Below are 23,871 nucleotides of genomic sequence, written 5' to 3' on the forward strand. Positions count from 1 at the left end.
GGGCCGGCAGCCGGCGACAAAATGGCCTTTGCATCTTTTGCGATCGGACATAAAAAACATTGAACCTGAAAAAGACCACATACAGCCTCTTTCTGACGCTGAGTCTGCTTCTGGGCCTGGACAACCACGCCCAGTCCGCGGATTTCATCATCGTGGTCCACAGGGAAAACCGGATCAAACGCATGGACCGTGAGGAAATCAAACAGATTTTTCTAGGGAAAAAGACCAGCTGGCCCGATGGCAGCCCCATCACCATCATCATGAACACCAACGATGAAATCCACGAACAGTTCACCCGCACGGTGCTCCAGAAATCTCCCATGCAGCTTTCGGTGTACTGGAAAAAAATCCTTTACAGCGGCACCGGCATGCTCCCCCTGGCGGTCAAGGACGACGAATCGGCAAAATCGTATATCGGCTTTCATAAAAACGCCATCGGCTACATCGCTGCGGACTCCGTGGACAAACAGGTCAAAAGGGTGGACATTGAATAAAATGAAGCGATTAAGCAGTATCCGGTCAAAGATCTGGCTCTGCGTCGCGGTTGCCCTGGCCGGCTACTTTGTCGCCACCCTTTCCGGCTTTTACTCCAACCTCACCCAGTACAATCGCCTCTCCCATCTGAAAGAGCTGCATTTCCCCCTGGTGAGTGTGGCGAACAACCTGCTGAACACCTTCAAAAAACAGACGGAACGCTATGAAGACGCCTTTCTGACCGGAGAAAACGACCTGGCTTTCCAGGGGAATGCGTTGAGTTCCCAGGTTCTTGCCCTCCTGGAGCAACTCAATGACATGGCCGGGAAATACCCGCATCCACCCGTTTCCACCGAGCATCTCGACCGTCTGAAGGAAGAATATCTGGCCTACAGCCAGGTTGCCCGGGCCGTGTACACCCAAGTGGCGGAGGTGGAGTTTTCCCTGGAATTGCAAAAAAACATCCAGCATCTCGGCCGGACGCAACGCACGCTTCTCGAAGAGTTCACCAACCTGGACAAAACCATGACCCTGGCCTTTGTTGAGGAAATCGACAACAACAAGGGAAAATCCCTTTTCAACACCTTTTTTCTGGGTACCTTCTTTGTTCTGGTTCTCCTCTCGGTCACCCTGATCATCGACCGGGTGGCCCACCGGCTCCTCATCACGCCACTCGCCAGGATTCAGGATAATATCCGGCTCCTGGCCCACTCCCAGGAGATAACCAAACCGGAAATCGGCAACCCGGCCGATGAAATCGGCCAACTGGCCAGCGCCTTCTGGGAGATGACCGAAAATCTCAAGGTCACCACGGTTTCCAAAAAATATGTGGATAATATCATCCGCAACATGGCCGGCGGCCTGGTGGTGGTGACCCCGGCCGGGAAGATCCAGACCGTGAACCAACGCACCCTGGAAATGTTCGGCTACCGGGAGCCGGAACTGATCGGCCAATGCGTCTCGCTCCTTTTCACCCCGGACAACGACAAGCTCATCTGCCTGCAGAGCATCGACAAACTGGTGGCGGACGGGCCGGTAAGAGACATGGAAATCCTCTGCCGGACCAAGGCGGGCAGACACTTTCCCTCCCATTTTTCCGGGGCGGCCATGCACAACGAACAGGGAAAACTCGAGGGGATCATCTGCGTGTTCAACGACATCACCGACCTGAAAAACGCGGAGGAACGGCTGAAGCAGATGGCCCACTTCGACGCCCTCACCGGCCTTGCCAACCGCAACCTCTTCTTTGAACGCCTGGAAAAAGCAATCAAAGAGGCCGCGGAATCCTCCCTGATTTTTGCCCTCCTCTACCTCGACCTGGACAACTTCAAGCCGATCAACGACACCCTGGGCCACGATGTCGGCGATCTTGTCCTGCAAACCGTGGCAAACCGCCTTCACGAAGTGGTCCGGGCGGGCGACACGGTGGCGCGCATGGGCGGCGACGAGTTTACGGTCATCCTCAATGCGCTGCAGTCGCCCACCGACGCGGAAACCATTGCCAAAAAAATCATCAACCGCCTCTCCATCCCCCTGAATCTCAAAGGAAAGACCCACAGTATCGGGGTGAGCATCGGCATCAGCATCTATCCTGAAAACGGCAGGGAGACGGAATCCCTGGTGACCAAGGCGGATCAGGCCATGTACCTTGCCAAGGAGGCCGGCCGCAACACTTTCCGCCGGGTTCCGAGCAACCCAACGCCCCTGTTTGACTGCAAGGGGAAAAGCGCATGATCGCGACATCTCAGCCAGGCCGCGCAACAACGGCTCCGCTCCTTTACTCAACTCACCAGTGACACCATGATGAAACCTCGTTTTCCCAAATGTCTGCCCGGCGCCGGCAGCATCCGCACCAAAGTCTGGATCTGCGTGCTCATCGCCCTGGCAGGATATTTCATCGCCACCCTGTCCAGCTTTTACTCAAACAGCAGGCAGGCCCTGCGGCTGGCACACCTGCAAAACATCCAGCTGCCCCTGGCCCTGCACAGCGACGCCACCCTCAACACCTTCAAAACCCAGATAGGGAAATACGAGGATGCCTTTCTGACCGGCGAGGCCGAGCAGGCAATCCAGGGAAACCGGCTCAGCAACACCATTCTCGACCATCTTGACCAGATGAAGGCCGTCGTTGCCCAGGATCCGGTCTTCGCCACCGAAAACGCCCTCATCGACGCCCTGCAGCAACGCTATCTGGAATTTTCTCAACTGGCTTCGGAGGTATACCTGCAGACCCAGTTCATCGAGACTTCCCTGGAACTGCAGAAAAAGGTGCAGAGCCTCGGCAGCATGCAATCCCTGCTCTTCAACGACATTCACAACCTTTCCCAGCACCTCACCGAAACCGTGGGGCAGGGGATCCAAGAGGAAAGACGCCATGCCCAGCGAAACACGGTTTTTCTCGGCGTTCTCTTTGTACTGGTGCTCGTCGGCGCCACCCTCATCAGCCACTGGTTCGCCAACCGCCAGCTGATCATCCCCCTGGCGCGGATCCAGCAGATGGTTACCCTCTTTGGCCAGAACAAGGAGATCAGCCGCCCCCCCGGCGGCGACGAGGATGACGAGATCAACACCCTCGCCACCTCCTTCTGGGGCATGACGGAACAGCTCAAGGAGACCATGGTTTCCAAGGACTATGTCGACAACATCATCAAACACATGTCCGGCTGTCTCATGGTCCTCTCTCCCTCCTTGACCCTTGTCAAGGTCAACGACAACACCCAGAAACTCCTGGCTTTTCCCGAGCAGGAACTTCTGGGCAGACAGCTCACCGATTTCGTCTGCCCCGAGACCATGCAACAGATGGATAAAAAGGGCCTGGCCGCCCTGCGCAGGGGTGAAGACGTCATCAATCTGGAAATCTGCTTAACAAGAAGGGATGCCACCAGGATACCGGTCCTCTTTTCCGGCTCGGTCATGCACGGCCCCGAGGAAACGGTGGCGGCGGTGATCTGTGTCGCCACCGACATCACCGAACGGAAAAAAAGCGAGGAAATGCGGCAGAAGATCGAAATAGAAAGGGCCCTGGCCAAGACCGCTTCGCTGGCGGCCATCGGCGAGCTCACCTCAAGCATTGCCCACGAGATGCGCAATCCGCTTTCATCCATAAAGATGAACATGAAGGCCATCAAACAGAAACTGGCAGCGGAGGATCCGGACTTCGCCGAGCTTGCCGAGATCACCTGCCAGCAGTCGCTGCGCCTGGAATCCATGCTGAACGATCTGCTCAGCTACGGCAAGCCGCTGCAGCTCAGGCCGAGCCAAACCAGCTTCACCGCGCTCATGCAGGAGACTCTCATCGCCGTAGCCCAGGAAAAAAAGGACAAGGGCGTGGTGGTGGAAATCAACAACAATCTCGGCGACACCCTCACCTTTTCCGTGGATGTGGAACTCTTCACCCGGGCCTTCTCGAATCTGGTCCTGAATGCCATCCAATGGTCGCCCCGGGAGGGAACCGTGCAGGTGACGGCCAGCCTTGCCGCCCTGACCGACGTGCAGCGGCAGCTCACCATCCAGGTCAAGGACAGCGGCCCGGGAATCAATCAGGAGAAGATCGGCCGCCTCTTCCAGCCCTTCTTCACCACCCGCGAAGGCGGCACCGGCCTCGGCCTGGCCAACGTCAGGAAGATCATCGAATACCATGGCGGCACCGTCACCGGCGCGAACAACCCGGCCGGCGGCGCGGTCTTCACCATTACCCTGCCCCTGCCGCAGCAGGATCTGCCGCCGATGGCATAAAAAAAATCCTTGCCGCTTTGCCGACCGGCGGCAGAGGCAAGGATTTTTTTCTCCCTGGACAACAGATGGCGCTCGGCTCAGGCCTCAGGCCATTTCAGGCCGCCTCAACTTCTTCCACCTGCTGCACTTCCAGGCCGAACTGGGCGATCTTTCTGCGCAGAGTGTCTTTGGAAATGCCAAGCTCCTTGCAGGTTGCCATCCGTCGCCAGCCGTTGCGCCTCAAGGCGCTGGCAATGGCCCGCTTTTCTATTTCGGACAGCGACAAGGGGCTGTTCAGATCCATCTCCCCCAAAGCCGGCCCCTGTTGCGCGGCCAGAGGCGAGGGCAGATGCTCGGGCTGGATCAACCCGCCCGGACAGAGGATAAAAGCATATTCGATAATGTTCTGCAGCTCGCGAATATTGCCGGGGAAATCATAGGCCATGAGAATCCGCAGGGCCTCTTCCGACACCCCGCCGATATCGCGGTCTTTTTCCATGTTGAGCTTTTCGACGAAGTGCTCCACCAGAAGGGGGATGTCCACCGAGCGCTCGCGCAGGGAAGGCAGCAGCAGCCTGGCCACGTTCAGTCGGTAGAAGAGGTCATCCCGGAACTTTCCTTCCTGGACCAGCAGTTCGATATCCCGGTTGGTGGCGGCCACGATGCGGACATCGGCCTTCACCGTGCGGCTGGAGCCGAGGGGCTCATAGCATTTCGCTTCGAGAACGCGGAGGAGCTTTACCTGCATGGCCGGCGAAATATCGCCGATCTCGTCGAGAAAAAGGGTGCCGCCCTCGGCAGCGGCAAAACGGCCCTGCCGATCCTGCTTGGCGTCGGTATAGGCACCGGCCTTGCAGCCGAAAAGCTCCGATTCCAGGAGCGTGTCCGGCAGGGCCCCGCAGTTGACGGCAACAAAGGGGCCCTTACCCCTATCGCTCATCTGGTGCAAGGACCAGGCTACCAGCTCCTTGCCGGTTCCCGATTCGCCCAGAATCAGCACGTTGCTTTCGCTCTGGGCAATCTGGGGCAGGATATCGAAGATCTTCTTCATGGGCGCGCTCTTGCTGATCATGTCGCCCAGCCGTTCCCGCTGGAAGAGTTTTTTCTGCAGGGCCTTGACCACGCGCAGATCACGAAAGGTCTCCACTCCGCCGATCAGATTGCCGCTGTTGTCGTACATGGGCGCGGCGCAGATGCTCACCGGCACCCTGGCCCCATCCACGTTGCAAATGGTAATGCAGCGGTTGGTCTCCGGCTTGCCGGTGCTGATGCTGTGCGCAATGGCGCAGTTCTGGCCGCAGATGCTGGCATGGAACACCTCGCTGCAGGGCTTGCCGATGGCCACCTCCCGCGGCAGGCCGGTGATCCGTTCCGCCGCCTTGTTGAAGGAGGTGACCCGCCAGTTGGTGTCCACGGTGAATACCCCGTCGGCAATGTTGTCGAGAATCACGGCCCGCTGTATGGAGGCCTTTGTGCCGCGGAAGACCTGGACGCCTCCCACCACATTGCCCTCCTTGTCCAGAAGCGGGGTGGCGCTGATGGTGGCGCCGATTCTCGTGCCGTTGGCATGGGTGATAAAAACGGATTTATTTTCCACCGCCTGTCGCGAATCGATGCTTTCGGCCAATACGCACTCCGTGCCGCAACAATTGGACTTGAAAACCTCCTTACAGGTCTTGCCGAGAGCGTCTTCCCGCTTCCAGCCGGTCAGCTCCTCCGCTGCCCGGTTGAAGGAAGTGAGCCGCCAGTTTTGATCAACGCTGAAAACCCCGTCGACAATGCTGTCGAGGATAAAATCCGTGGAGGCCATGACCCCGGCCCCGGTGGGGCTGGTGTAGGTCTTGGTGAGAACGGGCAAGGGGATATTCCAGTCAACCCTCCTCTTGAAATTGATCCCGCACAGCACCTTGCCGTTGCCGTTCAGCCCCTTGACCCAGCAGACCTCGCCGTGCACGTAGTAGGCGTCCAGAATATTGTCTTCCGGCCAGAGTTCCACATCCATCTTTGGCACGACCGGGGCATCGGTTTCCAATTGAATCCCGCAGGGATGGATATCGCAGCTTGTGGCATGAAAGGTCTGCTTCCCGGAATCATCCCGGACACGAAACTTGAGATTGAACGGCATGCGAACCAGGGAACGACGATCATTGCTGTTCATTTGTGTTGTTCTCATTTTCCTCATCTCTTTTGTTCAGCATGGAGTGGATAGACCGACAACACCGTAAACATACCCTTTAGCCGGCAGAAAACAGAGACACCTCCTTTCGTTGGCAAACCCGGTGAAGGCAAAAAATCAGCCCGGCTGAGGAGGCAGGCGCCACGCAAAACAGCCGGTCTGTTTTTTCGATACCTTGGGTTATAGCAAGAACGGTACCACCGGGATAAAAATGCGTATCTGTCCGTTTTAATGAAAAAAAGTTTCAATCCGCAGCCAAGATCGCGCAGGCGGCCACCATTTTCTTGGCGGAGACCCCTCAGGATCTGACGATGGCTGCTGCGACCAAATGCCGCAGCAACACGGGATTTTGAGCGCGATGAGCAGGCGAACAGGGATTGGCAGGGTCGGATGGCCTCAGGGACTGACGGGACAGGCGTGAAAAAATGGGCGTAAATCTTGTCGTGGCCGGCCTTTCACCCGCTAGGCAGGGAGAAAAGCGCGACCAGAACCGGGAGGGTCGGAACAGCGGAGAGCAATCAGAGCCAGCCCTGCCGGCGGCAGGCATCCAGCACCAGGGTGGTCAGCCCTTTGATGAAGAGGGGATCGGTGTTGAGGGAAGCGGTGCGGACAAGACGCATGCCGAGGTTCCTGGCCTGATCCTTATAAAGGATATCGATTTCGTAAAGGGTTTCCACATGATCGGAAACAAAACTGATCGGCACCATGAGGATATTTTTGCAGCCATGGGCGGCAAGGGTTTTGAGCATATCCGGGGTGGAGGGGGAAAGCCACTGGACCGGTCCGCTTCTGCTCTGGAAGCAGAGATGGCCCTGCACCCCGGTCAGGGCCTCGACCGCCCGGAGAGTCTGTTTGATCTGGTCGAGGTAGGGGTCGCCCTCTTCGATGAACTTGAGCGGCAGGCTGTGGGCGCTGTAGACAAGCTCCACCTTCTCGTTGCCAAAGGCATGCAAACCCGCCCTGATCGAGTCAGCCAGACAGAGGACATACTCGGGCTGTTCCGGCCACTGACGCACCTCGGCCATGGCAAAGGGGGGCTGCGCAGCCTGCGCGGCCTTCCGCAGGTCATCGAGGGAGGAGCCGGTGGTGGCCACGGAATAGTGGGGATAGAGGGTCAGGGCCACCACCTTGCTGATCCCGGCCTGGGCAAACATCCGCAGGGTCTCCTCGGCCTTGGGGTACCAGTACCGCATGGCCATGCGCACCTTGAAGGAGCCGGCCGCGGCCAGAACATCTTCCAGGGCATGGCCCTGGGCCGCGGTGATCCTTGCCAGGGGGGAACCGCCGCCGATGAGCCGGTAAGCCTCACGGCTCTTCGGCGCCCGTTTTTTCGCGATCCGCGCGGCAATGAACTTCTGCAGAAAAGGAAAGGGGGAAAGGCGGATGATCTTGCGGTCGGAAAAAAGATTGAAAAGAAAGGGTTCCACATCCTCCAGGGTGTCGGGCCCGCCGAGGTTTAAAAGGATGACGCCGATGGTTTCCCTGCTCTGCTGATCACTCATGCGAATCCCATGCGCCTGAGAAGCGCGAATCGAATTAAAAGGGGGAAATCTCCTCCGCCTCCGCGAAGAGAGGATACTCCTGAACCAGACCCGCCAGATCCCGCGGGGCAAAGGGCAGCACCGCGAAGAGCCGCGCCTCTATCGCATGGGCCTGGATGAAGTTCCCGCGGATCCGGGCATGAAGCGCCTCGTCGCCGTTCCCGTAACGCTCGATGATATAGTCCAGCCGCGCCTCAAGATCGACGACCGCATCATGCAGCACCCGTTTGTCCGCGTAATAGACGATCTCCTTTTCCGTGCAGCAGGGTTGCGGCACCCCGCCTTTCAGGACCACATGCTCGGCCACGATGTCGGCCAGCTCGTGAAAGCCATGCGCAAGGCAGATCTCCCGGCCCAGTTGGTCATGGCGCAGATCCTTGCCCAGGGAGGCGGTTTTGGCGATATCGTGCAAAAGCGCCCCGCTCACCACCAGCTCCGGCGAAACGGCCCAGCCGGCCTGGGCCACCCCTCGGGCGATGAGGCCGGCAACCCGGCCGACCATCAGGGAATGCTCCCGGATATTGGCGAGCATGGCATACTGCTCCATGAGCGCCAAACATTGACTGACAGACGGAATCATTCTCCTCGCCACCCGTCGGTCGTTACTGCCTTTTGCTGAGCCGATGCACGGTCTCGACAAAGAACCTGGCCTGCTCCGGCGGAATCTCCGGCACGATGCCGTGGCCGAGGTTGAAGATATGGCCCCGCGCCCCCCTGGCCTGATCGAGGATATCGCGGATCAGCGCTTCCATCTTTGCCGGCGGCAACAGAAGGGCGATGGGGTCCATGTTGCCCTGGAGCGAAACCTTTTGCCCCACCACCCTGACCGCATCGTCGAGGCGGATACGCCAGTCAAGCCCCAGAACATCGGCGCCGCTCTCAAGGGACTGGGGGAGCAGGGTGGCGCCGTTGTTGGCGAAATAGATGATGGGCACCGTAACGCCGCGTTCTTTCAGGGTGCTGATGATCCGTTTTACGTAAGGGATGGCGAATTCCGCGAAATCGTTGGGCGCGAGCACGCCGGCCCAGGAATCGAAGATCTGCAGGGCCTGGGCTCCGGCAGCGGCCTGGGCGGCAAGGTACTCGATGGTGCAATCGGTGATCTTCACGAGCAGATCCCGGTACAGCGCAGGATCGGTATACATCATTTTCTTGGTGAGAAAATAATTCTTGGAGGAGCCCCCTTCGATCAGATAGGTGGCCAGGGTAAAGGGCGCCCCGGAGAAGCCGATGAGGGGGACGCGGCCGGCCAGCTCCCGCCGGAGGATGCGGATGGTTTCGAGCACGTAGGGCAGTTCCGTCTCCGGCTCCGGCACGTGCAGCCTGGCCACGGCGGCCCGGTCCCGGATCGGCTCGGGAAAGACCGGGCCCCGTTTTTCGTGAAACTCCAGGGGAGTACCCATCTTCTCCAGCGGCACCAGGATATCGGAGAAAAGGATGGCCGCATCCACCCCGAGGATATCGACGGGCTGAATGGTCACTTCGGCCGCGGCCTCCGGGGTCTTGCACATCTCCAGAAAGGTGTATTTGCTGCGGACCGCATGGTATTCGGGCAGGTAGCGGCCCGCCTGCCGCATGAGCCAGACCGGGGTATAATCAACCGCTTCGCCGCGGCAAGCCTTCAAAAAGGTATTGTTCATCACTTCCTCCAGTTGGGGAGCTCAAAATGAGAGGGAAAACAGCGCCAAGGGAGAAAGCAGGTCATCGGCTTCCGCCTCCCGCCCTTCTTCATTCTGAACCCTTAATTCTTCATTTTCTTCGGCACATAGGTGCAAAAAGGCTCCTCGGCCATGTAATCGCCGGAAACCGCATAGGCGCGGGCCCGACAACCGCCGCAAACATTGACATACTCGCAGGAGCCGCAGCGCCCCTTGTAGGCCTTGAAATTGCGCAGATCATGGAAGAGTTCGGACCGCTCCCAGATCTCCTTGAAGGATTTCTCCCGGATATTGCCGGCCGCCATGGGGAAATAGCTGCAGGGCAGAACATTGCCGTCCACATCGATCAAAGAGATCAGCTGGCCGGCCAGACAGCCCTTGGAGCCGCCGGTGGAGAACTGCAGGGTCCTGCGCTTGAAATCATCGCCCTGCTCCTTGGCCTTTTGCAGCACCACCCGGTAATAGTTGGGCGCGCAGGTGGGTCGGACCAGGAGATCGTGCTCGTCCTTCTCCATCTCGTAATGCCATTCCAGAAGCTTTTCGTAATCCGCAGGCGAGATCAGCTCATCCATGATCTCTTCCCCACGGCCGGTGGGGACGATCATGAACATGTACCAGGCCGTGGCCCCCAGTTCCTTGGCCAGTTTGTAGATCTTCGGAATCTCGTCCTGATTGCGCTTGGTGAAGGAGGAATTGATCAGAAAGGGGATGGCGTTCTCGCGAAAAAGCCGGGCCGCATTGAGGGTGCCGGCAAAGGCGCCGGGCTGGTTGCGGAAGTTGTCATGCACCTCCGCGCTTGCGCCGTCCAGACTCAAGGAAACCATGCGGATGCCGGCCGCCTTGATCTTGTCGCAGATTTCCTGAGTCACCAGGGTGCCGTTGGTGGCCAGGCACATGCGCAGTCCCTTCCGCGTTCCGTAGGCGGCGATCTCGAAAACATCAGGCCGCAGAAGCGGTTCCCCGCCGGAGAGCACCACCACCGGCGCGGCATAGGAGGCGATGTCGTCGAGCACCCGGGTGGCCTCGGCAAAGGGGAAATCAGGGTGCCCCTTCGCCTCAAGCTCCGAGGAGGAGCGGCAGTGCACACATTTGAGATTACAGCGGCGGGTGATCTCCCAGGCTATCCATTTCGGTTCAAAATCCACGGCGGCTCCTCAATTTTTTTTCCACAAAGACCAGAAAATACCCGAAAGGGTTTCGGGCCGGGCCCTTTTTCATAAGACATCCGCGCGCCCGTTTCGTTCCCAAATAAAATGACCTCACAGGAAGTCGGCGGCCGCGGCGGCCAGGACACTGCGCTCGCTTTTCAGCAGGGTGACATGGCCGTGCAACTTCTGGTGCTTCAGGCGCTCCACCGTATAGGTCAGGCCATTGCTGCTGGTGTCAAGATAGGGGTTGTCGATCTGGTAGGGATCGCCGGTGAGCACCATCTTGGTGCCTTCCCCAGCACGGCTGATGATGGTTTTCACCTCGTGGGGAGTCAGGTTCTGCGCCTCGTCGACAATGACGAACTGCCTGGGTATGGAGCGGCCCCGGATATAGGTGAGCGCCTCCATCTCCACCAGATGGGAGTTCAAGAGCTTGTCCACCTTCTGTTTGCCTGATTCGTCCTTTTCCTGATCCTTGCGCTTGCTGCCGTCGCTCATCAGGTAGGTGAGATTGTCGAAGATGGGTTGCATCCAGTGGGCCAGCTTTTCGTCCTTATCGCCGGGCATGTAGCCGAGGTCCTTGCCCAATGGGATGATGGGCCGGGAGACCAGGATGCGGTCAAAGCGCTTCAGGGTGATGGTGCACTCCAGGGCGGCGGCCAGGGCCAGCAGGGTCTTGCCGGTGCCGGCCTGTCCCACCAGGGTCACCAGCTGGATGGACGGATCCATGAGCAACTCAAAGGCCATGCGCTGCTCCTTGCTGCGCGGCCGGACATTCCAGACCATTTCATACTCTTCACGCAAAGGGCCCAGGGTGGTTCCGTCCACGGCCCGGGTCAGGGCGGTGTGCTTTTCGTCGTTGTCATCGCGCAGGAGGACAAACTCATTGGGCATCAGGTCAAGGCCCTCGGTTTCCACCAGCTTCTTCTGATAGAACTCGTTGACCACGCTGCCGGGCACCAGCACCTCCCGCTGGCCGCGGTACAGTTCGTCGATATTCACCTTCTGCTTTTCGAAATCCATGACCTCGATGCCCAGGGCGTCCGCTTTCAGGCGGGCATTGATGTCCTTGGAGACAAAGATGACCTTCTCTCCTTTCTTTAACAGGGTATAGGCCACGGCCAGGATCCGGTTGTCCGGCACATGCATGTCGAGGCCGGGATCGACGCATTTGCCGGTTTCGGTGAAAATCATCAGGGTGCCGCCGTTCTCCATGGGCACGCCGTCGGCAAGCCTGCCCTTGGTGCGCAGGGAGTCGAGCTGCCGGATCACATGGCGGGCATTGCGGCCCAGTTCGTCGTTGTGGCTCTTGAACTTGTCCAGTTCCTCGATCACCGACATGGGCAGCACCACGGTGTTGTCGGCGAAGGAGATGATGGAGTCGGCATTGTGCAGGAGAACGTTGGTATCCAGGACGAAGAATTTTTTCACGCAATACTCCGGATAAGGGTGTGCGACAGCCGAAGGCGGCCAGCTGGGAAGCATCGAATATGCGGCGGAAGGGAGGAAAGCATCTCCAGGCAAATTAGCCCGTTGAAACGTTTTTTGGCAAGGAAAATGATACCAGCCGCCTTGATACATTCTTGACGCCCCGGACCTCCGTTTTGACCCCGCCTTGACGACGACCGTGCTATAATGACCGCCGAGAAGAGCGCGCCGCCCCGTGCAGTGGCGGTCCGAAACATTCACCAGGAGGAAACAGATCTGCCATGGCCATGCTAAACGACCTGTTCCAATTTTTCGGGCTGCTTGCCGTCTCGCTGCTGCTTGCCCACCCCCTGGGCACCTTCATGGCCCGGGTATACCGCGGGGAGCGCACCTTTCTCACCCCAGTCCTCGCTCCCTGCGAAAACTTCTGCTATCGCGTCTGCGGGGTGGAGCCGAACGACGAGATGGGCTGGCAGCGTTATGCACTGGCTCTGCTGCTCCTTAACCTCATACTCTTCCTGACCCTGTTTGCCATGCTGCTGGCCCAGCCCGTCCTGCCCTTCAATCCCCAAAGGTTGCCGGGCCTCCCCTGGCCTCTGGCCATGAACACCGCGGTGAGTTTTGTCACCAACACCAACTGGCAGAACTATGCGGGCGAATCCACCCTCAGCTACTTCACCCAGATGGCTGGGCTGACGGTGCACAACTTTGTTTCCGCCGCCAGCGGCATGGCCATCGTCGTGGCGCTCATTCGCGGCTTTGTTCGGCGCACCGCCGCAACCATCGGCAACCTCTGGGTGGACCTGACCCGCTCCGTCCTTTACATCCTCCTGCCGCTGTCGCTGCTCGGCGCCGTCTTTCTGGCCTCCCAGGGGGTGATCCAGAACTTCAGCAGCTATAAAACCGTGCTGCTTACCCAGGAAACCAGCATCGCCAAGCCGAAACTGGACGAACCGGGCAACCCCATGCCGGACCGGCCCGGCAGGCCGCGCACCGAGACGGTGACAGCGCGGGAGGCCGTCATCCCCATGGGGCCGGTGGCCTCCCAGGAGGCGATCAAGGAATTGGGCACCAACGGCGGCGGTTTTTTCAACGCCAATGCGGCCCACCCCTTTGAGAACCCCACTCCGCTCTCCAACTTCATGGAGGTGCTGCTCATCCTGCTGATTCCGACGGCGCTCACCCGCACCTTCGGGGTGATGGTGGGCAACCCCGGACAGGGGCGGGCGCTCCTGGGGGTGATGCTCTTCCTGTTCATCGCCGCTTTCGGCGTGCTCCACGCCAGTGAATCGCTCTCCACCCCCATGCTGCAGAAAATGGGGCTCATGGGAGGCAATCTGGAAGGCAAGGAGCTCCGTTTCGGCCTGGCCGGCAGCAACATGTTCGAGGTGGCCACCACCGCCACCTCCTGCGGCGCGGTCACCGCCATGCACGACTCCCTTACCCCGCTGGGCGGGCTGGTCCCCCTCTCCCTGATCCTGCTGGGCGAGATCGTCTTCGGCGGGGTGGGATCCGGACTTTACACCATGCTGGCCTTTGCCGTCATCGCCGTCTTTGTCTCCGGCCTGATGATCGGCCGCACTCCAGAATACCTGGGCAAAAAGATCGAGGTGCGGGAGATGTGGATGGCCATCGTCATCATCCTCGTGGCCGGAGTGGTGGTGCTGATCCTCTCCGGCCTGGCCATGCTCACCCCGGCCGCCACGGCTTCCATGGCCAATCCCGGCGCGCACGGCCTGAGCGAGGTGCTCTATGCCTTCGCCTCCATGGCCAACAACAACGGCAGCGGTTTCGCGGGCCTTGCCGGCAACACAATTTTTTACAACCTGCTGGGCGCGCTGGCCATGCTGATCGGCCGCTATGCTCCGGCCATGGCGGTGCTGGCCATGGCCGGCGGCCTGGCCGGAAAGAAATACGTCCCCCCCAGCCTGGGCACCCTGCCCACCGACAGATTCCCCTTTGCCTTCTGGCTGACCCTGGTCATCCTCATCGTGGGGGCGCTCACCTTTTTCCCGGCCCTGGCCCTGGGGCCAATCGCCGAACATCTTTCCATGACCGGAGGAAACTGAACCATGTCCAGACACCTTCCCGAACGGAAATCGCTCTTTGACCCTACCCTGCTTCGTACCGCGCTCCTCGACTCCGTCAAAAAGCTCGATCCGCGCCTGCTGTGGCGCAACCCGGTACTGCTCTGCGTGGAAATCGCCGGCTTCATCACGGTGATCACCTTCACCTTGTCGCTCGCCGGCCCGGGCCGGGAGCCGGCCTGGTTCACCGGCCAGGTCTCGGTCTGGCTCTGGCTGACCGTGCTCTTCGCCACCTTTGCCGAAGCGCTGGCCGAGGGACGGGGCAAGGCCCGGGCCGCATCCCTGCGCAAGTCGCGCACCGAGGTGATGGCCAGACTGCTGTCCACCGCTGACCCCGCCGGTCCCGTCAGCGCAACGAGCGCCAGCCAGCTCCGCAAAGGGAACCACATCCTGGTGGAAGCCAACGAGATCATTGCCGGCGACGGCGAGATCGTTTCCGGCGCCGCCCTGGTCAACGAATCGGCGGTAACCGGCGAATCCGCTCCGGTGGTGCGCGAGTCCGGCGGCGACCGCAGCGCGGTGACCGGCGGCACCACCGTGGTTTCCGGCACCGTGGTGGTGCGGATCACCGTTGATCCCGGCGAAACTTTCCTCGACCGCATGATCTCCCTCATCGAAGGGGCAAGACGACGCAAGACCCCCAACGAGGTGGCCCTGGAGGTGCTGCTCATCGCTCTCACCCTGGTCTTCCTGCTGGTCTGCATCAACATCAGCCCCCTCTCCATCTACAGCGTCTCGACCACCGGCCATGGCGTCCCGGTATCGCTCACCGTGCTGGTGGCCCTCTTCGTCTGCCTGGCGCCGACCACCATCGCCGCGCTCCTGCCTGCCATCGGCATAGCCGGCATGGACCGCTTGTTCCAGAAAAATGTCATCGCCCTTTCCGGCCGGGCCATCGAGGCGGCGGGCGACGTCAACGTGCTCCTCCTGGACAAGACCGGCACCATCACCCACGGCAGCCGGGAGGCGGTGGAGTTCATCCCGGTGGGCAGCCACACCGAGCGCGAGGTGGCAGAGGCGGCCCTGATCACCTCCCTGGCCGATGAAACTCCGGAGGGCAGGAGCATCGTGGCCCTGGCCGAGCAACGCTTTCAATTGCCCCGACAGCAGATGCCCGCCGACGCCGAACCGGTGGAATTCACCGCCGGAACCCGGCTCTCCGGCCTGAACACGGCAGGAAAGCAGTACCGCAAGGGCGCGGCCGATTCCCTGGTCGCCTTTGTCCGCGCCCTGGGCGGGGATTCCATTCCCGCCGAGCTGAGCCAGGTGGCCGATCGCGTCGCCCGGGCCGGCGCCACCCCGCTGGTGGTCTGTTGCGACACCCGGATCTTGGGGGTGATCAACCTCAAGGACATCGTCAAGAGCGGCATCCAGGCGCGCTTTCGACAACTGCGGGCCATGGGAATCAAAACCGTGATGATCACCGGCGACAATCCGCTCACCGCCGCGGCCATCGCCGCGGAGGCGCAAGTTGACGACTTTCTGGCCCAGGCCAAGCCGGAGGACAAGCTGCGCTTGATCAAGGAGAGTCAGGAGGCCGGCTTCATGGTGGCCATGACCGGCGACGGCACCAACGACGCCCCGGCCCTGGCCCAGGCCGACGTGGCCGTGGCCATGAACACCGGCACCCAGCCGGCCCGGGAAGCCGCCAACCTCATCGATCTGGACTCCAACCCCACCAAGCTCCTGGACATCGTCGAGGTGGGCAAGCAGATCCTGATGACCCGGGGCAATCTCACCACCTTCAGTATCTCCAACGACATCGCCAAGTACTTTGCCATCGTACCGGCGGCGCTCGTCTCCATTTACCCCCAGCTGGGAGCGCTCAACGTCATGCACCTGGCCAGCCCGGAGAGCGCCATCCTCTCGGCGGTGATCTTCAACGCCCTGATCATCCCCTTTCTGGTGCCGCTGGCCCTCGGAGGCACCAGATTCCGTCCCCTGCCGGCGGAAAAGCTCCTGATCACGAACCTGATGATCTACGGGGCGGGCGGCATCGTCGTGCCTTTTGCCGGCATCAAAGCCATCGACCTGATGATCGGTTTATTTGTATAATGATTTGTCCCGATCATCTCCGGAGAGCCAAACCATGAAAGAACTGAAACCAGCCGTGCTGATGTGCCTGTTGTTCACCGTGCTCTGCGGCGGTCTCTATCCGGCCGTGGTCACCGTCCTCGCCCAGGCCCTCTTCCCGCATCAGGCGAACGGCAGCCTGATCATCGATGCCGACGGCCGGACAGTCGGCTCCACCCTCATCGGCCAGCCCTTCTCCGACCCGCGCTACTTTTGGCCCCGTCCCTCGGCCACCGCCGAATTTGCCTACAACCCCATGGCTTCGGGCGGCTCCAACAACGGCCCTTCCAACCCGGCCTTCCTCGCCACCGTGGCCGAACGGATCGAAGCACTGCGGAGTGCCGGCCATACCGGCCCCATTCCCACCGATCTGGTGCTGGCCTCGGCCAGCGGCCTTGACCCCCATATCTCCCTTGCCGCCGCCCGGCTGCAGATTCCGCGCATTGCCAAGACGCGCAATCTCCCCGAGGATACCGTCGCCAGCCTGATAACCAGCCACACCGAGGGACGCCACCTGGGCCTGCTGGGAGAACCGCGGGTCAACGTCCTGCTTCTTAACCGGTCCCTGGATTCCCAACCGTGACCAACAACAGCGATGACATCCGGCCTTCGCCGGAAGCAATGCTCAAACTGGCCCAGGCCGAGGAAGCCAGGGCCGACCGGGGCAGGCTCAAGATCTTCCTCGGTTACGCGGCCGGGGTGGGCAAGACCTTCTCCATGCTGAGCGCGGCCCGCCAGCGCAAGCGGGAGGGAAAGGACGTGGTGGCGGCCTACGTGGAATCCCACGGCCGCCCCGAAACTGATGCCCTGCTGGAAGGGCTGGAAATAATGCCCAGGCTGCCTCTTGTCTACCAGGGGGTGCCGCTTTTCGAACCGGATCTCGATGCGGTGCTGAAACGACGTCCCCAGATCGCCCTGGTGGACGAGCTGGCCCATACCAACGCCCCGGGCTCCCGGCATGAAAAACGCTGGCAGGACGTGCAGGAATTGCTGACCGCGGGCATCGACGTCTACACCACGGTCAATGTTCAGCATTTCGAGAGCTTGAACGATGTGGTGGAAAAGATCACCGGGGTGACGGTGCGGGAGACCGTGCCGGACCTCCTCCTTGACCTGGCCACGGAGATCCAGCTGGTGGACATCCCGCCGGACGAACTGCTGGAGCGGTTGAGCGAGGGCAAGATCTACATCCCCGAGCAGGCGGCCAGGGCCATGGAAAAATTCTTCCAGCCCGGCAACCTCATCGCCCTGCGGGAGCTCTCCCTGCGCCGCGCCGCCTCCCGGGTGGACGACCAGATGCGCTCCTACATGGAAACCCGCGCCATCCCCGGACCCCGCTCCGTGGCGGAGCGGCTGCTGGTCTGCATCAGCGGCAGCCCCTTCGGCGAGAAGCTGATGCGCACCACCCGGCGATTGGCCGACGAGATCAAGGCCCCCTGGCATGCGCTGTACATCGAAACCCCGGACACCGGCCGCTTCAGCCGCGAAAACCGGGAACGGATCTGGCACGATCTGAGGCTGGCCGAGAGCATGGGCGCCACGGTGGCTTCGGTCACCGCCACCACGGTGGCCGAGGCGGTGGCCGATTACGCCGACCGCCACGACATCACCAAGATCGTGGTGGGCAAACCAACCCGGCCCCGCTGGCGGGAGCTCCTGCGGCCGCCCATCGTGGATCAGATCATCCGGGCAAGCGGCGAGATCGACGTGTATGTGGTCAGCATGAGCCTTGGGGAACGGCGCACGGCGACGCGGCAGCGCCGTCAGCTCCGCGCCGTTCCCTGGGCGGGATATGCGGCGGCCCTGGCCCTGGTGACCGGGGCCACCGTGCTCTGCAGTCTGGTGCAGTCTTTTTTTTCTCCCACCAATATGGCGATGTTCTACCTGTTGGCGGTGGTGCTGGCCGCTGTCCGTCTCGGCCTCCAGCCGGCGGTGCTCACCGCCTTCCTCGGGGTGCTCGCCTTTGACTTCTTCTTCGTTCCCCCCGTCTTCACCCTTGTCGTGGCTGACACCGAATATCTGCTGACTTTTCTCGTCTTTCTCACCGTGGGACTGGTGATCAGCTCCCAGGTGGCCAGAAGCCGCGAACGGGCAGAAGCCTTACGCTTACGTGAGGTGCAGACCGCAAGCCTCTACTACCTGAGCCGCGATTTGGCCGGGGCCGCCGATCTGGTTGCCGTCACCGGCGCGGTGCTCCGCAACATCCGGGAAAGCCTGCGGGCCGAGATCGTGGTCTTCCTGGCCGATGGGGAACAGCTCAAGATCATCTCCGCCAGCGAAAAACTGCATCTCGACCTCAAGGAGCAGGCTGTGGCGGACTGGACTTTCCGCAACCGCCAGGAAGCGGGACGCGGCACCGCCACTCTCGGCTCGGCCGCCCTGCTCTACCTGCCGCTCAAGACCTCGGCGAACATCCTTGGCGTATTGGGGGTGAGGATGACAGAGCCAGCCGCCTACAACTCCCAGCAGCACCGGCTGCTGCTCGACGCCTTTGTCAGTCAGACCGCCATGGCCCTGGAGCGGGTACGCTTTTCCCGACAGGCGGAGCAGGCACAGATCCTCCAGGCCAGGGAAAATCTGGAACGGGCGCTCCTGAATTCCATCTCCCACGATCTGCGCACCCCGCTGGCCTCCATCACCGGGGCGCTGAGCAGCCTGCGGGACCAGGAGGGGTTGGACGTGGCGGCCAGGACCGAACTGCTGGCCACGGCCTGCGAAGAGGCGGCCCGACTGAACCGCTTTGTCGGCAACCTGCTGGACATGACCCGGCTGGAAGCCGGGGCGGTGCGACTGAAGTACACGCCCTGCGACGTCGAGGAGCTGATTGGCTGCGCCCTGGCGGTGCTCGATCCGCGCCTGAAAAAACGGGAGATCGCGGTGCGCCTCCCTCCGGACCTGCCGCTGGTGATGCTGGACATGGGCTGCATAAGCCAGGTGCTGATCAATCTGCTGGACAACAGCCTCAAGTATTCGCCGCCGGATCAACCCATCGGGATCAATGCCCGGACCGATCGGGAATGGCTGATCATGGAGGTGATCGACCATGGCCCCGGCGTCGCCGATGCGGATCTGGAACGGATCTTCGACAAGTTCCACCGGCTGCCGGCGCCGGAGGGCGCGCGCGGCACCGGGCTCGGCCTTTCCATCTGCAAGGGGTTTGTCCAGGCTCACGGCGGTACAATCAAGGCCGCCATTACTCCCGGCGGCGGTCTGACCGTGACGTTCAGGCTACCCCTTGTCCCGCCCCCCCGGCAAGAGGGTTCTCCCCATGGATGAGACAAAGCCCGGCGAGCATCCGCCCCGCATCCTGGTAGTGGATGACGAGACCGCCATCCGGCGGTTGCTTGCCACTGTGCTCGGCAGCAGTGGCTTCACCGTGCATTCAGCGGAAACAGGCCGCCTGGGCCTGGCCGCCGCCGCCGCGGTACGACCGGACCTAATCCTTCTCGACCTGGGATTGCCCGACCTGGACGGGGTTGAGGTAATCCGACGGCTGCGCGAGTGGTCGGAAACGCCGATCATCGTACTGTCGGTGCGGGAGCGGGAGGGCGACAAGGTGGCCGCCCTGGACGCCGGCGCGGACGATTACCTGACCAAACCCTTTGGCGTACCGGAGCTGCTGGCCCGGATCCGGGTCTCACTGCGAAGAGTGGTCGGCCAGGCCCCGCAACCGGTTTTCCGCAATGACGGGCTTGAGGTGGATCTTGCCCGACGGCTGGTGCTGTTGGCCGGCCGGGAGGTGCAGCTCACCCCCACCGAATACGAGATCCTCAGGTTGCTGGTGACCCACGCCGGCAAGGTGCTGACCCACCGTCAGCTGCTCAGCAAAATCTGGGGCAGTTCCCATCTTGAGCAGCCGCATGTGCTGCGGGTGAACATCAGCAACCTGCGGCGCAAGATCGAACCCGATCCGGCCCGCCCCAGTCTGCTGCTCACCGAACCAGGAGTGGGCTACCGGCTGCGGGCGCAATCCTGAAACAGCGGCAAATCGCCGCCCCCTCTTTTCCCATGCCAATTCATGGCCGCCATGCTATGATAGCGGCCATGAAAATCGCCCTGATCCAATACAATCCCCTCATCGGCGACTTTGCCGGCAACCTGGCCGCCATGGGCGGCTGGCTCGAAAAGGCCCGGGCGGCGGGCTGCGAACTGGCCGTGCTCCCGGAACTGAGCCTGAGCGGCTACCCGCCCCAGGACCTTCTCGAACGGCCCGCCTTCCTTGCCGATCATGACCGGGCCTTTGCCCGGCTTGTCGCCGAAACCCGCGGTATCGCCGTGGTCTGCGGCCTCATCACCCGCCACACCGGCCCAAACGGCAAGCCCCTCCACAACAGCGCCGCCCTCTTTGCCGACGGCCAGGTGCTCTTCACCACGGAAAAACGGCTGCTGCCCACCTACGATGTCTTTGACGAATCGCGCTACTTCGAACCGGGTCGGGAAAGCAGGTCCTTTCTCTACAATGGGCTACGCCTGGGGCTGACCATCTGCGAAGACATCTGGAACGACAAGACCATCTTCAGTCAGCCCCTTTACGCCGCCGACCCGGTGGGGGAGCTGCTGACCCTTCCCCAGGGCAGGCCGGATCTTTTGATCAACATCGCCGCTTCCCCGTTCAATCTGGGCAAGGCGCACGTCAAGCAGCGGATCTTCACCAATATCTGCCACCGCTACCAGGTGCCCCTTCTCTATGTGAATCAGGTGGGCGGCCAGGACAGCCTGGTCTTTGACGGCGACAGCCTGGTCATGGACCGGGCGGGCGAGGTGGTGGCCAGGGCGGCGAAATTCCAGGAAGATCTGGTGGTGGTGGATACCGACACCTGGCAGGGGGAGAAACATGGCCCGCCCCCGGAAGCGGAAGAGGAGAGCGCCGAAGTGTATCAGGCCCTGGTGCTGGGCACCCGCGATTACGTGCGGAAATGCGGTTTTTCCCGGGTGGTGATCGGTCTTTCCGGCGGGGTGGATTCGGCTCTCACCGCGGCCATCGCCGCCTCCGCCCTGGGAGCGGAAAACGTGCTGGGCGTGGCCCTGCCCTCCCCCTATTCCTCGCCGGAGAGCATGGAAGACGCCGAGCTGCTGGCCAGAAATCTTGGCATCGATTTCACCGTCCTGCCCATCAGCGACCTTTTCCGCGCCTTTCTCGCCGCCCTGGCTCCCCATTTTGCCGGGACGAAACCGGACGTCACCGAACAGAACATCCAGGCCCGCATCCGCGGCAACCTGCTCATGGCCCTGGCCAACAAGCAGGGCCGGCTGGTGCTTTCCACCGGCAACAAATCGGAAAACGCCGTGGGCTACTGCACCCTGTACGGCGACATGAGCGGCGGCCTGGCGGTGATCTCCGACGTGCCCAAGCAACTGGTCTATGCGCTCTGCCGCCACATCAACGGCAAGGGTGAGATCGTGCCCTGGCGCACCATCACCAAGGCGCCTTCGGCGGAGCTTGCCCCCAACCAGAAGGATGAGGACGATCTGCCCCCCTACCCGGTGCTGGACCGGATTCTCACCGCCTATCTCGAAGAAAACCGCACCCTTGAGGAAATCGTCGCCATGGGCTTTGCGCGCCCGGTGGTGACGGACGTCATCCGCCGCATCCGCAACAACGAATACAAACGCAAGCAGGCGCCGCTGGGCCTCAAGGTCACCAGCAAGGCCTTCGGCTACGGCCGCCGCTATCCCACCGCCGAAGGCTACCGGGAAGGGGGCTTGCCGTGAAGCCGCTCCCCTCCCGCTGGACCGTTCTCATCCTGCTCCTCATTGTTCTGGCCCTGGTGATCCGGGAAAATCTGAACAGGCGGCCGGCAAAGCTCCATACCCTGGTGAGCGGCAATGTGGAGATGTGCCTGGCCTGCCACAAGGACGAAAAGCTCGATGCGGGCCATGGCGCCGAGCTGCTGGGCTGCTCCTCCTGCCACTTGGGCGATGCGCTCGCCACCGACAAGGCGAAGGCGCACAAGGGCATTGTCAGGAACCCCGGCGATCTCCGGGTGGTGGAAAAAACCTGCGGCGTGGAGGGCTGCCACGCCCAGGACGTCAAGAAGGTGAAGAACTCGCTGATGGCCACCAACCGCGGGATCCTCGCCACCCTCCGTTATTACTGGGGAGAGGCTCCGGACCAGCACGGCGACTTCTCGGTGGAGGAACTTCTGAAAACCGGGGAGACCTCCCTGGCCATCGACTATTACCGCAAGCTCTGCGCCACCTGCCACCTCTGGAAAGAAAAGGGGGACATGGAAGGCTTTTTCGGCGAAAAGGGCGGCGGCTGCACGGCCTGCCACTATGTGCGGCCCCAGGCGCCAACGGCCGAACGGCCATGGGAAACCTTTCTGCGCTTTGGCCGGGAAAAGAAAAAACCGCATCCGCAGATCGTCAAAAAGGTGCCCATGGAAAGCTGCATCCGCTGCCACAATCGGAGCGGCCGGGTAGGCACTTCCTATATCGGCGTCTATGAAGGGGAAAACTACGGCACCCCCTACGAGAAGGGCGGGCTTTCCAAAAAGGAGCTGCCCGGGGACCGCTTCTATCTGGAGCTTGCCGACGACATCCACCACAAGCAGGGCATGGCCTGCATCGACTGCCACACCAGGGACGAGGTCATGGGCGACGGCGAGCGCCACGCCCATTACGAGCAGTCCCTGGAGATCTCCTGCGAACTCTGCCATACCAGCGGCAAACCCGGCCTGACCCGGAAAAAGAAGGAGCTGAACAATCTCCGCCAGGAAGCGGACGGCCGCTTTGTCCTCATCGGCAAGCTGACCGGCAAGGCCCACCCCCTGAAGCCGCCCAAAAAAGAGGCCTGCGAATATCCCGGCCACAAGCGCCTCTCCTGCTCCTCCTGCCATTCGAGTTGGATTCCGCAGTGTTACGGCTGCCATGCCAAGCGCGACCTGCGCGACACCCATCTCGACAAGCTGACCGGCGAGGAGTCCAAGGGCTGGTGGGAGGAGGGCCGCTCCTACCTCCGCTACGAACGGCCCATGCTCGGGGTCTGGAAGGACCGGGTGGTCACCGTCACCCCCGGCTGCCAGGACATCGTCACCCTGATCGACGAAAAGGGCGAATCGGCAGGCTCCTTCAACTCATTCACCATGGCGGCCCTGAACCCGCATACCACCCAGAAGGCCGGCCGCGCCTGCGCCGACTGCCACACCTCCACCAAGACCGTGGGCCTGGGCGAGGGCAAGGCCTGGAAGGAAGGCGGCCAATGGCGTTTCGCCGGGGTGGACCAGGGGGTGCAAACCGAAGCAGGCCTCAGCCCGCCGCTGGACGGCTACGTGGACATCACCGGCAAACCGCTCCAGAAGAGCGCCCGCCCGGACCTCAGGCCCTTCAGCGGCGAGGAGCTTGCCCGCATCCTGCGGGTGGGCCAGTGCCTGCCCTGCCACAAGGATTACGCGGACAAGGTCTACACCAACTACGACCCGAAAAAACCCTGCCCGGTTTTTGACGAGGAAAACGGCGGGAAGAGGGAGTGAAATCCCCCCTGATCTCCAATTCCCCCTTGTTCACGGCGCCGTGCTCCATCCCCGGCGCTTCCAAAGAGACCGCAACGGCATTCCGGACAGCGGCCCGGCT

Annotated in this window: 16 protein-coding genes; 10 read left to right on the forward strand and 6 right to left on the reverse strand. The window is 61.6% G+C overall.

What is annotated here, in order from left to right:
• Positions 1-59: 59 nt before the first annotated feature.
• The 3 genes from ACUUL3_RS11510 to ACUUL3_RS11520 all read left to right on the forward strand — a co-directional run bounded on the left by ACUUL3_RS11510 (position 60) and on the right by ACUUL3_RS11520 (position 4,209).
• The gene (locus tag ACUUL3_RS11510) at positions 60-494 is read left to right on the forward strand and encodes a substrate-binding domain-containing protein (protein WP_448551501.1); all 435 of its coding nucleotides are present in this window, start codon (positions 60-62) and stop codon (positions 492-494) included.
• A 1-nt stretch (position 495) separates the two neighbouring features.
• The gene (locus ACUUL3_RS11515) at positions 496-2,208 is read left to right on the forward strand and encodes a diguanylate cyclase domain-containing protein (protein ID WP_448551503.1); all 1,713 of its coding nucleotides are present in this window, start codon (positions 496-498) and stop codon (positions 2,206-2,208) included.
• A gap of 66 nt (positions 2,209-2,274) precedes the next feature.
• Positions 2,275-4,209 (forward strand): sensor histidine kinase, encoded by a 1,935-nt coding sequence (locus tag ACUUL3_RS11520; protein ID WP_448551505.1) that lies wholly within the window; start codon positions 2,275-2,277, stop codon positions 4,207-4,209.
• A 94-nt stretch (positions 4,210-4,303) separates the two neighbouring features.
• Here ACUUL3_RS11520 and ACUUL3_RS11525 read toward each other — a convergent pair whose 3' ends face one another.
• The 6 genes from ACUUL3_RS11525 to ACUUL3_RS11550 form a co-directional block, all read right to left on the reverse strand.
• A complete protein-coding gene (locus ACUUL3_RS11525) occupies positions 4,304-6,361 on the reverse strand; it encodes a sigma 54-interacting transcriptional regulator (protein WP_448551507.1) in 2,058 nt (685 codons plus the stop codon).
• A gap of 521 nt (positions 6,362-6,882) precedes the next feature.
• Positions 6,883-7,866, reverse strand: a complete 984-nt coding sequence (gene hemH / locus ACUUL3_RS11530) for a ferrochelatase (protein ID WP_448551510.1) — start codon at positions 7,864-7,866, stop codon at positions 6,883-6,885.
• 34 nt (positions 7,867-7,900) lie between these two features.
• On the reverse strand, positions 7,901-8,485 hold the full coding sequence (locus ACUUL3_RS11535) for an HD domain-containing protein (protein WP_448551512.1): 585 nt from the start codon (positions 8,483-8,485) through the stop codon (positions 7,901-7,903).
• Positions 8,486-8,507: 22 nt separating this feature from the next.
• Positions 8,508-9,545, reverse strand: a complete 1,038-nt coding sequence (hemE, locus tag ACUUL3_RS11540) for a uroporphyrinogen decarboxylase (protein WP_448551513.1) — start codon at positions 9,543-9,545, stop codon at positions 8,508-8,510.
• Between the two features lie 101 nt (positions 9,546-9,646).
• Positions 9,647-10,708 carry a radical SAM protein gene (locus ACUUL3_RS11545; protein ID WP_448551515.1) on the reverse strand — a complete coding sequence of 354 codons (1,062 nt, stop codon included), beginning with the start codon at positions 10,706-10,708 and terminating at the stop codon, positions 9,647-9,649.
• Between the two features lie 114 nt (positions 10,709-10,822).
• Positions 10,823-12,142 (reverse strand): PhoH family protein, encoded by a 1,320-nt coding sequence (locus ACUUL3_RS11550; protein ID WP_448551517.1) that lies wholly within the window; start codon positions 12,140-12,142, stop codon positions 10,823-10,825.
• 284 nt (positions 12,143-12,426) lie between these two features.
• Here ACUUL3_RS11550 and kdpA point away from each other — a divergent pair, with 284 nt between their 5' ends.
• The 7 genes from kdpA to ACUUL3_RS11585 all read left to right on the forward strand — a co-directional run bounded on the left by kdpA (position 12,427) and on the right by ACUUL3_RS11585 (position 23,771).
• On the forward strand, positions 12,427-14,208 hold the full coding sequence (kdpA, locus tag ACUUL3_RS11555; RefSeq protein ID WP_448556472.1) for a potassium-transporting ATPase subunit KdpA: 1,782 nt from the start codon (positions 12,427-12,429) through the stop codon (positions 14,206-14,208).
• A 3-nt stretch (positions 14,209-14,211) separates the two neighbouring features.
• A complete protein-coding gene (kdpB, locus tag ACUUL3_RS11560; RefSeq protein ID WP_448551519.1) occupies positions 14,212-16,281 on the forward strand; it encodes a potassium-transporting ATPase subunit KdpB in 2,070 nt (689 codons plus the stop codon).
• A 34-nt stretch (positions 16,282-16,315) separates the two neighbouring features.
• A complete protein-coding gene (kdpC, locus tag ACUUL3_RS11565) occupies positions 16,316-16,882 on the forward strand; it encodes a potassium-transporting ATPase subunit KdpC (protein WP_448551520.1) in 567 nt (188 codons plus the stop codon).
• Positions 16,879-19,575, forward strand: coding sequence for a DUF4118 domain-containing protein (locus tag ACUUL3_RS11570; protein WP_448551522.1), 2,697 nt, complete (start codon positions 16,879-16,881; stop codon positions 19,573-19,575). Before kdpC ends, ACUUL3_RS11570 begins: the two co-directional genes overlap by 4 nt.
• The gene (locus ACUUL3_RS11575; RefSeq protein WP_448551524.1) at positions 19,568-20,275 is read left to right on the forward strand and encodes a response regulator; all 708 of its coding nucleotides are present in this window, start codon (positions 19,568-19,570) and stop codon (positions 20,273-20,275) included. Before ACUUL3_RS11570 ends, ACUUL3_RS11575 begins: the two co-directional genes overlap by 8 nt.
• A 68-nt stretch (positions 20,276-20,343) precedes the next feature.
• The gene (locus ACUUL3_RS11580; RefSeq protein ID WP_448551526.1) at positions 20,344-22,011 is read left to right on the forward strand and encodes an NAD+ synthase; all 1,668 of its coding nucleotides are present in this window, start codon (positions 20,344-20,346) and stop codon (positions 22,009-22,011) included.
• Positions 22,008-23,771 carry a hypothetical protein gene (locus tag ACUUL3_RS11585; protein ID WP_448551528.1) on the forward strand — a complete coding sequence of 588 codons (1,764 nt, stop codon included), beginning with the start codon at positions 22,008-22,010 and terminating at the stop codon, positions 23,769-23,771. Before ACUUL3_RS11580 ends, ACUUL3_RS11585 begins: the two co-directional genes overlap by 4 nt.
• Positions 23,772-23,871: the final 100 nt, after the last annotated feature.

The sequence above is a fragment of the Thiovibrio sp. JS02 genome (assembly GCF_053485635.1).